This window comes from Pseudomonas sp. P39-UII1 (assembly GCF_039672635.1).
GTDB lineage: Bacteria > Pseudomonadota > Gammaproteobacteria > Pseudomonadales > Pseudomonadaceae > Aquipseudomonas.
Map to the genome: position 1 here is coordinate 42,051 of NZ_JBDFPP010000016.1, position 14,685 is coordinate 56,735.

Genomic DNA, 14,685 nt, shown 5'->3' on the forward strand with positions numbered 1-14,685 from the left:
ACTCATGTTCAGTGCTTTTCGGTGTCAGGGCTAGCCGCAGTGCGGTTGACCTTGGCCAGAGGCAATGGCAGCAACTTGCCCATCGGCTCGCGGCGCTCCAGGCGCAGCGGCCTCAGGCCGACCACCATCTTGCGCGCCACCAGCAGGTAAACCCCGCCGCCCGAGCTTTGCCAACCGCCTGCAACCCGTTCCCAGCCCGCCAGGCGTTGTTGCCAGGCCGGCGAGGCAAGCGGCGGACGATAGCACCCGAAGCGGCGTTTCTCCAGCGCGAAGCCCAGCAGGTTGAGCCAGTCGCCGACCCGGGACGGCGAGATGCAGCGGGCCTTGCGCAACGCGCCATGGCTAAAGAAGTGGCGCACGCCCCAGCTGCTCCAGGGGTTGATGCCAACGATCAGCAGGTGGCCACCCGGGCGCACTGCGCTGGCTGCCTCGCGCAGCAGGCCATGGGGCGACAGGCTGAAGTCCAGGCCGTGCTGCAGCACGACCACGTCGGCGGCGTGCTCGCTCAACGGCCAGGCCTGTTCCTCGCAGACGATCTCCACCCCCGGCAACGGCGCCCCCAAACGCACGTTGCGCTGCACCTGGGGTGCGCTGGGCGGCGCTTCGGCGCAGGGGCCGTAATGCACCAGGTAACCGCCGAAGAAGCGCCCGAGCTCTTCCTCCAGCAGTTTTTCCTCTTCCTTCAGCATCAGTTGGCCGAGTGGGCCGTTGAACCACTCACGGGCCAGGCTGATCAGTTCGACCCAGTCCGGGTCGGCCTGGGCAAAGGCTTGGTCGGTCATTGCGCTCTCCCTCGAAGGTTCTCGCACCGCGCCATCGCGGCTAAGATGCCCTCATGTGCCACGCTTGGCGATACGGATCCGCACCATGATACAGATCGATGCTCTCCCCGCTTTCTCCGACAACTACATCTGGTTGTTACAGGATACTGCCAAACGACGCTGCGCGGTGGTCGACCCCGGTGATGCCGGCCCGGTGGAAGCCTGGCTGGCCGCCAACCCCGGCTGGGTGCTGGCAGACATCCTGGTGACCCACCATCACCAGGACCATGTCGGCGGTGTGGCACGGCTCAAGCAGCTGACCGGTGCCCGCGTCTGCGGCCCGGCCAACGAGCAGATCCCCTGTCGCGACCTGGCCCTGGACGAGGGTGACCAGGTCACGGTGCTGGGCGTGACCTTCCAGGTACTGGCCGTGCCTGGCCACACCTTGGGCCATATCGCCTTCTTCAGCCCGCAGCCTGCCACACCCGTGCTGTTCAGTGGCGACACGCTGTTCGCCGCCGGTTGTGGGCGGATGTTCGAAGGTACGCCGGAGCAAATGCAGCCTGCCCTCGCCCGCCTGGCGGCGCTGCCTGAACAGACCGAAGTGTACTGCGCCCACGAATACACCTTGAGCAACCTGCGCTTCGCCAAAGCTGTCGAACCGCAAAGCCCACACGTTCTGCAACGTTTCGAGGACGTTACCCGGTTGCGCGCCGACAATCGCATCACGTTGCCATCAACCATAGGCCTGGAACGGCTGACCAACCCCTTTTTGCGTACCTCTGAAACATTAGTTAAACAAAAAGCAGACGAATGGAAGGGACGTTCAAACGACACGCAGGTCACTGTTTTTGCTGCCTTGAGGTCTTGGAAGGACAGCTTCTGATAACCTGAAGATATATCGCAAAGTGCCACGGAAGGTTGACCCGGCTGGATGCGGTTCCTAGAATCGCCGAAATTTTTTGCCCGGATACCTGTCCCAGCCGATGTCTTCCCGTAGCCGCAGAACCTCTCATTCAGTCGCCTTGACGCGCCTGGCCCAAATCAGTGCGCTGGCGCTGGCCGCCACCCTGGTGGGCTGCCAGAGCACCCGTCAGCTCGACGAATCCGACAGTGTTCGCGCCCACAGCTACCAGGCGCGGATCAAGCACAAGCCAGCCCCGCTCGCGGTGAAACCCGTCGAGCAGGCGCCACAGGATGTGTGGGAACGCATGCGCCAGGGCTTCGCGCTGCAGGACAGCATCGACGTCAACCCGCGCATCGAGCAGCAGCGCCTGTGGTTCGCCAGCAACCCGACCTTCATCGAGAGCGCAGGCGAACGCGGCAGCCTCTACCTGCATTACATCGTCGAGCGTCTCGAAGAGCGCAACATGCCGCTGGAGCTGGCCCTGTTGCCCGCCATCGAAAGCGCCTACAACCCGATGGCCTACTCCCGCGCAAGCGCCGCAGGCATGTGGCAGTTCATGCCCGCGACCGGCCGCCACTTCAACCTGCGCCAGACCAATTTCTACGACGGCCGCCGCGACGTCACCGCGTCGACCAATGCCGCGCTGGACTACCTGACGCGCCTGCACGACATGTTCAACGGCGACTGGCTGCTGGCCCTGGCCGCTTACAACGCCGGGGAAGGCACCGTCAGCCGGGCCATCGAGCGCAACGAGAAGCTCGGCCTGCCGACCGACTACTGGAACCTGCCCCTGCCGCAGGAAACCCGCGACTACGTGCCCAAGCTGCTGGCCCTGTCGCAGGTGGTGTCGACCCCCGAGGCCTATGGCGTAAACCTCAACCCGATCGCCAACGAACCCTACTTTGAAGCCGTCGCCATCAACGACCGCCTCGACCTGTCGCGGGTCGCCGCCTTCGCCAACATCGACGAAGACGAGCTGATCCAGCTCAACCCGGCGTTCAAGAAGCGCATGACCGTGGACGGCCCCAAGCAACTGCTGGTGCCGACCGCCAAGGCGCAACTGCTGTCCGCCAGCCTGTCCAACCTCAAGCCAGAACAACTGGTCAGCCTGCAGCCGAACAAGGCCGTGTTCGCCCGCGCCGTGGCCGAAGGCAAGGCGCCGGCAACCGCGCGCAGCTACCGGGTGAAGCGTGGCGACAACCTGAGCACCATCGCCAAAGCCAACCGCGTGTCGGTCAAGGACATCCAGCGCTGGAACAAGCTGCCGGGTAACCGCGTGAAGGCCGGCCAGGTGCTGGCATTGCGCGGCGGCAATGCTCCGAGTGCAGCGGGTAACCGCGTCGCAGCGTCCTCGAAGCGCTCGACCCAGTACAAGGTGCGCAAGGGTGACTCACTGTATTTGGTGGCAAAACGTTTCAATGTCGAAATGCAACACCTCAAGCGCTGGAATCCGCGCAGCGGGCATGCGCTGAAGCCAGGCCAGACCCTGACCGTCTACCTGTCGCATTGATGCAAACCTGGGGCCGCTCCGCGCCCCATTCGCGGGGCAAGCCCGCGAATGGGCTGCAAGGCAGCCCCTGATGTCCCACCTGGCACACCCTTTTTCCAACCCCGCCAAGCTGTTACTGTACGCCGACCAAAGCCCAACGCCTCTGGATCGGATGCCGACTTGATACGTCCCCTCCTGCTGTCACTCAGCCTGGCCTTGAGCTTTCCCGCAGCCGCGATGGTGAGCGAAAGCCACGGATACGCGCAGTTCGGCACGCTCAAGTACCCAGCCACATTCACCCACTTCGATTGGGTCAACCCGCAAGCGCCCAAAGGCGGTACCTTGCGGGCCATGGCATTCGGCACGTTCGACACGCTCAACCCCTACACCTTCAAGGGCTCCAGCCCGGTCACCACGCCGAATTTCTTGCAGTACGGCATCAGCGAGCTGAACGAGACGCTGATGGTGGGCACCGGCCAGTACGACCCTTCAGGTGACGAACCTACTTCCAGCTACGGCCTGATCGCGCGCTCGGTGGAGTACAGCGAGGACCGCAGCTGGGTGGTGTTCAATCTGCGCCCGGAAGCCCGCTGGCATGACGGCCAGCCGATCACTTCGGCGGACGTGGCCTTTTCCTACCGCACCTTGCTCAAGGAAGGCCACCCGATCTACCGCACCAACCTGCAGGAAGTACAGCGCGTCGACATCCTCAGCCCACTGCGCATCCGCTTCGTCTTCAAGCGCGCTGGTAACCCGCTGCTGATCCTGCGCCTGGGTGAAATGCCCGTGCTGCCCAAGCACTATTGGCAAGGCCGCGACTTCCAGGCCACCACCTTCGAGCCACCACTGGGCAGCGGCCCCTACCGCATCACCCAGGTGCAACCAGGCCGGCGCCTGGTGTTCGAGCGGGTGAAGCGCTACTGGGGCAAAGACCTGGCAGTGAACCGCGGTAAATACAACTTCAACCGCGTCGAGTACGAGTTCTACCGTGACGCTACTGTGGCGTTCGAAGCCTTCAAGGCCGGCGAGTTCGACATTTATATCGAGCACCAGGCGAAGAACTGGGCCAACGGGTACAACTTCCCGGCCGTGCGCCGTGGCGAAGTGATCAAGGCCCAGATCCCTCACCGCATCCCGACCCAGACCCAGGGCCTGTTCATGAACAGCCGCCGGGCCACCTTCAGCGACAGTCGGGTGCGTCAGGCGCTGGGCCTGATGCTCGATTTCGAGTGGACCAACCGCGCCCTGTTCAGCAGTGCCTACCGCCGCTCGACCAGCTATTACCCCAACAGCGAGTTTGCGGCCGCAGGCTTGCCGACGGGCAAGGAGTGGCTGCTGCTGGCGCCGCTGCGCGACCAGTTGCCAGCAAAGCTGTTCACCCAGCCCTACCAGGTGAGCCACACCGATGGGCGCGGCATCAGCCGCCGAACCCTGCGCCAGGCTTTGGGCTTGCTCAATCAGGCCGGCTGGAATCTCGACGGCCAACGCCTGGTAGACAAGAACGGCAAGCAGCTGCGCATGGAGCTGCTGCTGGTGAACCCTAACCTCGAACGCATTCTGCAGCCTTATGTCGAAAACCTGGCCAGCATCGGCATCGACGCCCATTTGCGCACCGTCGACCGTGCCCAGTACAAACAACGCCTGGACCAGTTCGACTTCGACATGATCCTGATGACCCTGAGCCAGACCCTGAGCCCCGGCCTCGAACAGTGGCTGTACTTCCACTCAAGCCAGGCCGCGACGAAAGGCAGCAAGAACTATGCTGGGGTCAAGGACCCGGTGGTCGACCACCTGCTCGACACCTTGCTCGCCGCGCGCACCCGCGACGACCAGGTCGCCGCCGCCCGCGCCTTGGACCGCGTGCTTTCATGGCAGTACTACATGATCCCCAACTGGTATCTCGACAATCACCGCCTGGCCTACCGCAACCGGTTCGGCTTCGTCACCACGCCGCCCTACACCCTCGGGCTGAACACCTGGTGGCTAAAGACTTCGGAGAAAGCCCAATGATGCCCAGCAACCGCCTGCGCCAGCTGGCAGGCAGCCTGTTGCTCGCCTGCCTGAGCCTGCCGGCCCTGGCCGCACCGCAACACGCACTGACCCTCTACGATGAACCGCCGAAGTACCCAGCCAGCTTCGCGCATTTCGACTATGTGAACCCCGATGCGCCCAAGGGCGGCACCTTCCGTCAGTCCAGCTTCGGCGGGTTCGACAGCCTCAACCCGTTCATCAACAAGGGCGTCGCCGCCGAAAACGTCAGCGCCATCTACGACACCCTGATGCGCCAGAGCCTGGACGAGCCGTTCACCGAGTACGGCTTGGTGGCCGGCAAGATCGAAAAAGCCCCGGACAACAGCTGGGTGCGCTTCTACCTGCGCCCCGAGGCACGTTTCCACGACGGCCACCCCATGCGCGCCGATGACGTGGTATTCACCTTCAACGCCCTGATCAAGGACGGCGCACCGCTGTACCGGCAGTACTACGGCGACGTCGCCGAAGTGGTTGCCGAAGACCCGCTGCGCGTGCTGTTCAAGTTCAAGCACAGCAACAACCGCGAACTGCCGCTGATCCTCGGTCAACTGCCTGTGCTGCCCAAGCACTGGTATGAAGGCCGCGATTTCAACCGCGGCAACCTGGAGATCCCGCTGGGCAGCGGCCCGTACAAGATCACCGAGGTCAAGGCCGGCCGTTCGACCCGTTACGAACGGGTCAAGGACTACTGGGCAAAGGACCTGCCGATCAACCGTGGCCAGTTCAATTTCGATGCCATGACCTTCGACTCCTACCGCGACAACACAGTCGCCCTCGAGGCGCTCAAGGCCGGCCAGTACGACTACGGCCTGGAGGTCAGTGCAAAAAACTGGGCCACTGCGTACAACGTGCCGGCGGTACGTGACGGCCGCCTGATCAAGGAAGAACTGCCCAACGGCAACCCCACCGGCATGCAGGGTTTCATTTTCAACCTGCGCAAGCCGGTGTTCCAGGACATCCGCGTGCGCCAGGCGCTGAGCCTGCTGCTGGACTTCGAGTGGACCAACAAGCAACTGTTCAACGGCGCCTACACCCGCACCGGCAGTTACTTTGAAAACTCCGACATGGCCGCCAGGGCCCTGCCCTCCCCAGACGAACTGAAAATCCTCGAACCGCTGCGCGGCAAGGTGCCCGAGCAGGTGTTCAGCGAGGCCTTCCACAACCCGGTCACCGACGGCAGCGGCATGATCCGCGAGCAGCAGCGCCAGGCTTACAAATTGCTGCAGGACGCTGGTTGGAAGATCGTCAACGACAAGATGGTCGACAAGGACGGCAAGCCGGTCGCCATCGAGTTTCTGCTGGCCCAGACGGAGTTCGAGCGCATCCTGTTGCCGTTCAAGCGCAACCTGGCTGACCTGGGCATCGACCTGAACATCCGCCGTGTCGACGTTTCGCAATACATCACACGCCTGCGTTCACGCGACTTCGACATGATCGTCGGTGGTTATCCGCAGTCCAACTCGCCCGGTAACGAACAGCGCGAGTTCTGGTCCAGCGTGGCGGCGGACAACCCCGGCAGCCGCAACTTCATGGGCCTGCGCGACCCGGCCATCGACCAACTGGTCGAGCAACTGATCAACGCCGACTCGCGCCAGAGCCTGATCAACCACTGCCGCGCCCTCGACCGCGTGCTGCTGTGGGGCTACTACGTGATCCCCAACTGGCACATCAAGACCTGGCGCGTGGCCTACTGGAACCATATCGGCCACCCCAAGGTTTCGCCCAAGTACGACGTCGGCATCGACACCTGGTGGATCAAGCCAGGCGTCACGCCTGCCGTGACCGAAGCGCCCGTGGAAGAGGCCAACTGACATGCTGGCCTACATCCTGCGCCGCCTGCTGCTGATCATCCCGACCCTGTTCGGCATCCTGGTCATCAACTTCATCATCGTTCAGGCCGCCCCCGGCGGCCCGGTGGAACAGATGATCGCCAAACTCGAAGGCTTCGAAGGCGCCACCAGCCGCATTGCCGGTGGCAGCGCCGAGGTGGCCGTGGCCGGTTCCAACTACCGCGGCGCCCAGGGGCTTGACCCGGCCTTGATCGCCGAAATCGAGCGCATGTACGGCTTCGACAAGTCGCCGCCCGAGCGCTTGTGGATCATGGTCAAGAACTACGCCCAGCTGGACTTCGGCGACAGCTTCTTTCGCGATGCCAAGGTCATCGACCTGATCATGGAGAAGATGCCCGTGTCGATCTCGCTGGGGCTGTGGAGCACATTGATCATGTACCTGGTGTCGATCCCGCTGGGGATCGCCAAGGCGGTGCGTCACGGCAGCCATTTCGACGTCTGGACCAGCTCGGCAATCATCGTCGGCTACGCCATCCCCGCGTTCCTGTTCGCCATCCTGCTGATCGTGCTGTTCGCCGGTGGCAGTTACTTCGACTGGTTCCCGCTGCGCGGGTTGACCTCGAACAACTTCGACGAGCTGTCTACCACCGGCAAGGTGCTCGACTACTTCTGGCACCTGGTACTGCCCATCACCGCACTGGTGATCGGCAACTTCGCCACCATGACCCTGCTGACCAAGAACAGCTTCCTCGACGAGATCAACAAGCAGTACGTGGTCACCGCCAAGGCCAAGGGCCTGAGCCGCCCGCGCGTGCTCTACGGCCACGTGTTCCGCAACGCCATGCTGCTGGTGATCGCCGGCTTCCCCTCGGCGTTCATCGGCATCTTCTTCACAGGCTCCTTGCTGATCGAAGTGATCTTCTCCCTCGACGGCCTGGGCCTGATGAGTTTTGAAGCCGCGATCAACCGCGACTACCCGGTGGTGTTCGGCACCCTGTTCATCTTCACCCTGCTGGGGCTCGTGGTGAAACTGATCGGCGACCTCACCTACACCCTGGTCGATCCGCGCATCGACTTTGCCAGCCGGGAGCACTGACATGGCCTTGTCCCCTCTCAATCGTCGGCGCTTCGAGCGCTTCAAGGCCAACCGCCGGGGCTGGTGGTCGCTGTGGCTGTTCCTGATCCTGTTCGGCCTGAGCCTGGGCGCCGAGCTGATCGCCAACGACAAACCGATTGCCGTGCGCTACGACGGCGAGTGGTACTTCCCAGCCTTCAAGCGCTACCCGGAAACCACCTTCGGTGGCGAATTCCCGTTGGAGGCCAACTACAAGAGCCCCTACATCCGCGAACTGCTGGCCCAAAAGGACAGCTTCGTGCTGTGGGCGCCGATCCCGTTCAGCTACCAGAGCATCAACTACGACCTGCGCGTGCCCGCCCCCGCTCCGCCCTCGGCGGACAACCTGCTGGGCACCGACGACCAGGGCCGCGACGTGCTGGCGCGGGTGATCTACGGCTTCCGCATCTCGGTGCTGTTCGCCCTCACCCTGACCCTGCTCAGCTCCGTTGTCGGCGTGATTGCCGGCGCACTGCAAGGCTTCTACGGTGGCTGGGTCGACCTGGTCGGCCAGCGCTTTCTGGAGATATGGTCCGGTTTGCCGGTGCTGTACCTGCTGATCATCCTGGCCAGCTTCGTACAGCCCAACTTCTGGTGGCTGCTGGGCATCATGCTGCTGTTCTCGTGGATGAGCCTGGTGGATGTGGTGCGCGCCGAGTTCCTGCGCGGGCGCAACCTCGAATACGTGCGCGCCGCCCGCGCCCTGGGCATGCGCAATGGCGCGATCATGTACCGGCACATCCTGCCCAACGCGATGATCTCGACCATGACCTTCATGCCGTTCATCCTCACCGGCGCCATCGGCACCCTCACTGCCCTGGACTTCCTCGGCTTCGGCCTGCCACCCGGCGCGCCGTCGCTGGGCGAGCTGGTCGCCCAGGGCAAGTCCAACCTGCAGGCGCCGTGGCTGGGCATCAGCGCCTTCGCCGTGCTGGCGATCATGTTGAGCCTGCTGGTATTCATCGGCGAGTCCGCCCGCGATGCCTTCGACCCGAGGAAGTGAAATGAGTGAACAGAACCTGATCGAAGTGCGCGACCTGGCGGTGGAATTCGTTACCGGCGACCAGGTCAACCGCGTGGTCGACGGCATCAGCTTCGATATCCGCAAGGGTGAAACGTTGGCGCTGGTGGGCGAAAGCGGCTCGGGCAAGTCCGTGACTGCCCACTCGATTCTGCGCCTGCTGCCCTACCCGTTGGCTCGCCACCCAAGCGGCACCATCGGCTATGAGGGCAAGGACCTGCTGCAGCAAGGCGAAAAAGCCATGCAGCGCATTCGCGGCAACCGCATTGCGATGATCTTCCAGGAGCCGATGACCTCGCTGAACCCGCTGCACTGCATCGAAAAGCAGATCAACGAAATTCTTCTGATACACAAAGGCCTTACCGGCAAAGAGGCCACGGCGCGCACGCTGGAGCTGCTGGAACTGGTAGGCATTCCAGAGCCGCGCAAGCGCCTGAAGGCCTTGCCCCACGAGCTGTCCGGCGGGCAGCGCCAGCGGGTGATGATTGCCATGGCGCTGGCCAACGAGCCGGAGCTGCTGATTGCCGATGAACCGACCACGGCCCTCGACGTGACCGTGCAGTTGAAGATCCTGGACCTGCTCAAGGAGCTGCAGGCGCGGCTGGGCATGGCGCTGCTGCTGATCAGCCATGACCTCAACCTGGTGCGGCGCATTGCCCACCGGGTGTGCGTGATGCAGCGCGGCAAGATTGTCGAGGAGGCCGATTGCGCAACCTTGTTCAGCGCGCCGCAGCACCATTACACGCAGATGCTGATCAATGCCGAACCCAGCGGTGGCCCTGCGCACAACCCTGTGGGGGCACCGCTGCTGGAGGTAAATGACCTGAAGGTGTGGTTCCCGATCAAGAAAGGGTTGCTGCGGCGCACGGTCGACCACGTAAAAGCGGTGGACGGGATCAACTTCAGCTTGCCGCAAGGGCAGACGCTGGGGATTGTCGGTGAGTCCGGGTCGGGCAAGTCGACGCTGGGGTTGGCGATCTTGCGCTTGATCTCAAGCCAGGGTGGCATCCGCTTCCACGGGCAGTCACTCGAAGGGTTGAACCAGAAGGAAGTACGGCCCCTGCGCCGGGAGATGCAGGTGGTGTTTCAGGACCCGTTTGGCAGCCTGAGCCCACGGATGTGTGTGGCAGATATCGTTGGCGAGGGGCTGCGCATCCACAAGATCGGCACCGCCGAAGAACAGGAAGCGGCGATTATCGCCGCGCTGGAGGAAGTGGGACTGGACCCGCGTACCCGCCACCGTTACCCCCATGAGTTCTCCGGTGGCCAGCGCCAGCGTATCGCCATTGCCCGAGCACTGGTGTTGAAGCCCGCATTGATTCTGCTGGATGAACCGACCTCGGCGCTGGACCGGACGGTACAGCGCCAGGTCGTGGAGTTGCTGCGCAATCTTCAGCAAAAGTACAACCTGACGTATCTGTTCATCAGCCATGACCTGGCGGTGGTCAAGGCGTTGAGTCATCAGCTTATGGTGATCAAGCACGGGCATGTGGTGGAACAGGGTGACGCGCAGGCCATCTTCCATGAGCCCCAGCATCCGTACACCCGCAAACTGCTGGAAGCCGCGTTCCTCAAGGTAGAGGCGGTCGGCACCCAGCAATAGTTTGCAAAAGCCTACCTTGCAAGCCCTGTAGGAGCGGGCTTGCCCGCGATCACGGGCAAGCCCGTGCCATTCGACTCAACCTGACCACTTGAAATCTCAGCAGCAGAAACTCGACGGGTCGATCTGCCAGGTGTCAGAAATCAATCGTGCCCGAGAACTTCACCAAGCGCGGATCGCCCTGGGTCATGTAACCGCCATTGGCCGAGGCCCAGTAGTTCTTGTCGGTGAGGTTTTCAACGTTCACCCGCAGCGTCAGGTCTTTCTCGGCGAGCTTCAGCTTGTACCGGGCGCCGGCGTCGAAGCGGTTCCAGGTCGGCAGGCTGAGGTTGTTGGCGGCGTCGACGTACTGGCCGCCGGTGCGCAACATCCGAGCGTTGAGCGCCAGGCCAGGGACGCCGGGCACATCCCAGTCCACGCTGGCGTTCAGCTGGAAGGTCGGCACGCCGATGGCGTGGTTGCCGTCGTTGGTACCGTTCAGGGTCTTCTTCTGCTCAGACGTCATGCGCGTACCGCCCGCCATCAGGCGCAGGCCTTCGATGGGTTCGCCATACACACTCAGCTCCAGGCCTTTGTTGACCTGCTCGCCATCGCGGATATAGGTGTTGCCCAAGGTATAGCCATCCGACGGCTTTTCGATGCGGAACACCGCCAGGTTCGCGCCATAGGTCTGCTTGTCGAGCTTGATGCCCGCCTCGAGCTGCTTGGTGCGACCGGGTGGGAACATCTGACCCGCGTTGACGGTGTTGGCCGGCGCGGTCGGGCCCTGGGCCAGGCCCTCGATCCGGTTCGCGTACAACGAGATGCTGTCGGTCGCCTTGAACACGATGCCATAGACCGGTGTAGTGACGCCTTTTTCGTACGGGTCGCCATTGCGGCTGCCGTCATTGGCGGGGTTGGCGACGCCGTTGGATGTAGTGCCGTCATACAAGTAGTTTTCTACTCGCAATTGCTGGCGGCGCACGCCGTAGGTCAGCAGCAGTCGGTCGTCGAACATACCGACCGTGTCGGAAACGGCAATGCTGCGGTTACGGGTTTTGCCGGTCACACCCGGGTCACCCATCTCGCCACCCGTGATACTCACATCCGTCGGTTTCGTCAGCGCCACCGGGTTGTAGATATTGGTGTTGCCGGCGGTGGAGCGATAGAAGGTGTAGGCGTTTTTCTGCTGCGTCCACAGGGTTGTGGCGCCCACTGCGATCTGATGGCTGAAGGGGCCGGTCTGCAAGCGGCCATTGAGACCGGCGCTGAAACTGGTGTTGTCCTCACCGTGAACGATATCCGACCCGGAGAGCGTGGCCAGGCCACTATTGCCGACCAGCACCGGCGTGCCGTAGGTACCGTGCTCGCGGGTATGCCGGGCGCCGCCGGCCAGGTAGGCGGTCCAGCTGTCGTTCAAGTCCCATTCGCCACGGGCCATGCCGAAGGTGTCTTCCGACTCGCTGTAGGTCCAATCCTGGCCGTAGTTGCGGCTGGCGTCTGGCGCCGTCGGCACTTTGCTGGCTGTGCCAGGGCGCACCGAGTTACGCAGGTGGTTGATGCGCTGCTTCTGGTAGCCGACGTCGGTCGAAACACGGAAGCCGTCGCCTCGGTAGTCGAGGCCGGCAGTGAACAGCTTGGTGCGCTGGTCCTGGTCATCGACGGCAGTTTCGCCTTCGCGCTGGCTCAGGTTGAGGCGTGCGCCAAAGCGGTTGTCTTCGCCAAAGCGCTGGCCGATGTCCAGGTGCTCGCCGATGCGCCCATCAGAGCTGATGTCCTGGGTGTAGCGGCGGGTCGGGACGTCGTCGGCGCGCTTGGGTTGCAGGTTGACGTTACCGCCCAGGCCGGTGCCGGTCGGGCTCACACCGTTGAGAAAGGCATTGGGGCCTTTGAACACCTCGACACGCTCCACACCGTCGGTGGACATGATCTGGCGCGGCAGAATGCCGTACAGCCCATTGAACGAAATGTCGTCCCCGGCCAGCGGCAGCCCACGAATCACGAAGACCTTGGCCTGGTTACCGAAACCATACGACTCTCGCACTGACGGGTCATTGGCCAGTACATCGCCGATGTCCTCGGCCTGCTGATCCTCAATTACCTTTGACGTGTAGCTGGTCATGGTGAACGGGACATCCATGTTGTCCTGGTTGCCCAACACCCCCATCTGCCCACCCCGTGCGACCTGGCCACCGGCAAATGCCTCCGGCAGCGCATTGGGGCTGGGCTTCACGGCATCGGCGTTGACGTCGGTGGCTTCGAGCTGGATCGGTTCGCCAGCGTGCGCCATCAACGTTACGGAACAGCAGAGCGCCAGCAAGGCTGGGCGTGATGGAAAGCGAGACGCCATCGTTCGAATCCTGACAGGGAGTAGGAAATAGGAGTGAGGGCGTAAATGTTAATGCTTCGCAAATACAAACATCAACCTGCAATGCGGCCAAATGCCATGTACTGGACAAGTGGTGCCTGAAGCCTTCACCGGACGAGCATGCTAGAGCGCTGGCGACAACGCGTATTGCAGCGATGTGCTCTGCCGGGGGAGTTGCTCCCCCGGCGCTTTGCAGGCTTGGCTTCAGGCTTGGGCGGCTTTGCCCACCTCTATTCCACAGTCGGCCGCCATTCCCTCGCGCATCCGCTGTGCATCCCGGCTGAAGCACCGCGACGCCGCCAAGAGAAACACCATGGTCAGCATCAGCGCCACGGGTATCAGGTACATCGCGTCATGCAGCCCTTCGGCCTTGAACGCCTCGTTCATCACTGCTTCCCCCGCCGCGTCCATGGCGGCCACGGCGAAGTGGTCTGACAGCCCTCCCACCACCACCGGGCCCAAGCCGCCGCCGAGCAGATACAGGCCGGCGAAGTACAGGGCCATGGCCGTGGCCCGCAGGCGGGGTTGCACCACGTCCTGGATCGCGGTGTACACACAGGTGTAGAAGTTGTACGAAAACAGCCAACCGACACCGAAAACGGCCACGAACAGGCCCAGTTCGATACGCCCGGCGTGCAGCGCCCAGGCGGTGGCCAGCGTTGCCACCAGCATGCTCAATACGGCGAACAGCAGCCGACCGTTGGCGAACCGCTGATGCACCTTGTCGGCCACCCACCCACCAAGGGTCAGCCCCACCAGGCCAGTCAGGCCGACGATCATGCCGGTGGCCACCGCTGCCTGCTGCAGGGGCAATTCGAAGTAGCGCTGCAGCATCGGGACCATAAACGAATTGCAGGCGTACGAAGCAAAATTGAAGGTCAGGCCGGCCAGCACCAGCCAGGCAAATGTAGGCACGCTGAGTACCCGGCGCAGGGGGTGGTCCACTGGCGCCTGGGAAACGGCTACCACCTCCGCCGCGCCACGTGCGGGCTCGCGGATCATGAACAGGAACAGCGCCAGCAGCACGCCGGGCACAGCGGCGATGAAGAACGGTGCTCGCCAGCTGCCGAAGGCCTGGACCATGGCGCCGATGGTGAAAAAGGCCAGCAACAAGCCCAACGGCAGGCCGAGCATGAAAATGCCCATCGCCCTCGCCCGCCGCTCGGCGGGAAACAAATCGCCGATCAGCGAGTTGGCGGCGGGCGCGTAACTGGCCTCGCCGATGCCCACGCCCATGCGTACCAGCAGGAAACTCCAAAAACTGCCGACCATGCCGTTGACCGCCGTCAGCCCGCTCCAGGCCATCAACCCCCAGCCCATCAAGCGGCTGCGTGAACCGGTGTCGGCCATGCGCGCCAGCGGCAGGCCGGCTATGGCGTATACCAAGGTGAAGGCGGTGCCGATCAGGCCGATCTGGAAGTCGCTGAGGTGCCACTCCAGGCGGATCGGCTCGATGATGATGGCAGGGATGGTGCGATCGAAGAAGTTGAACAGGTTGGCCAGGAACAGCAGAAACAGAATGCGCCAGGCGTTGCTCGCTTGGGTGGCGGTCCGCATTGTCGGGTCCCTCGTTATTGTTGTTCGGGGCTTCCAGCACGCCTGACGAATCTACCGGCGGAGCGTGG

10 protein-coding genes are annotated in these 14,685 nt (G+C 63.2%); 7 read left to right on the top strand and 3 right to left on the bottom strand.

Annotated elements, in window-relative coordinates:
- Positions 1-8 precede the first annotated feature (8 nt).
- Positions 9-782, bottom strand: coding sequence for a methyltransferase domain-containing protein (locus ABEH27_RS19325; RefSeq protein WP_346615104.1), 774 nt, complete (start codon positions 780-782; stop codon positions 9-11).
- Positions 783-867: 85 nt separating this feature from the next.
- Between ABEH27_RS19325 and gloB the strand changes: the two genes are divergently transcribed.
- From gloB to ABEH27_RS19360, 7 genes are all read left to right on the top strand, one after another.
- Positions 868-1,647: a hydroxyacylglutathione hydrolase gene (gloB, locus tag ABEH27_RS19330; protein WP_346615105.1), complete on the top strand. Its 780-nt coding sequence runs from the start codon at positions 868-870 to the stop codon at positions 1,645-1,647.
- 100 nt (positions 1,648-1,747) lie between these two features.
- Positions 1,748-3,178, top strand: a complete 1,431-nt coding sequence (locus ABEH27_RS19335; RefSeq protein ID WP_346615106.1) for a transglycosylase SLT domain-containing protein — start codon at positions 1,748-1,750, stop codon at positions 3,176-3,178.
- 159 nt (positions 3,179-3,337) lie between these two features.
- Positions 3,338-5,167, top strand: coding sequence for an extracellular solute-binding protein (locus tag ABEH27_RS19340; RefSeq protein WP_346615107.1), 1,830 nt, complete (start codon positions 3,338-3,340; stop codon positions 5,165-5,167).
- Complete coding sequence (locus tag ABEH27_RS19345) at positions 5,164-6,999, top strand: extracellular solute-binding protein (RefSeq protein ID WP_346615108.1); 1,836 nt, start codon at positions 5,164-5,166, stop codon at positions 6,997-6,999. Before ABEH27_RS19340 ends, ABEH27_RS19345 begins: the two co-directional genes overlap by 4 nt.
- Before the next feature lies 1 nt (position 7,000).
- On the top strand, positions 7,001-8,074 hold the full coding sequence (locus ABEH27_RS19350) for a microcin C ABC transporter permease YejB (protein WP_346615109.1): 1,074 nt from the start codon (positions 7,001-7,003) through the stop codon (positions 8,072-8,074).
- A gap of 1 nt (position 8,075) precedes the next feature.
- Positions 8,076-9,095, top strand: a complete 1,020-nt coding sequence (locus ABEH27_RS19355) for an ABC transporter permease (protein WP_346615110.1) — start codon at positions 8,076-8,078, stop codon at positions 9,093-9,095.
- 1 nt (position 9,096) lies between these two features.
- Positions 9,097-10,716, top strand: coding sequence for an ABC transporter ATP-binding protein (locus ABEH27_RS19360; protein WP_346615111.1), 1,620 nt, complete (start codon positions 9,097-9,099; stop codon positions 10,714-10,716).
- 133 nt (positions 10,717-10,849) lie between these two features.
- Here ABEH27_RS19360 and ABEH27_RS19365 read toward each other — a convergent pair whose 3' ends face one another.
- Both ABEH27_RS19365 and ABEH27_RS19370 read right to left on the bottom strand, forming a co-directional pair.
- Positions 10,850-13,042 carry a TonB-dependent siderophore receptor gene (locus ABEH27_RS19365; protein ID WP_346615112.1) on the bottom strand — a complete coding sequence of 731 codons (2,193 nt, stop codon included), beginning with the start codon at positions 13,040-13,042 and terminating at the stop codon, positions 10,850-10,852.
- A 222-nt stretch (positions 13,043-13,264) separates the two neighbouring features.
- The gene (locus ABEH27_RS19370; protein ID WP_346615113.1) at positions 13,265-14,617 is read right to left on the bottom strand and encodes an MFS transporter; all 1,353 of its coding nucleotides are present in this window, start codon (positions 14,615-14,617) and stop codon (positions 13,265-13,267) included.
- Positions 14,618-14,685: the final 68 nt, after the last annotated feature.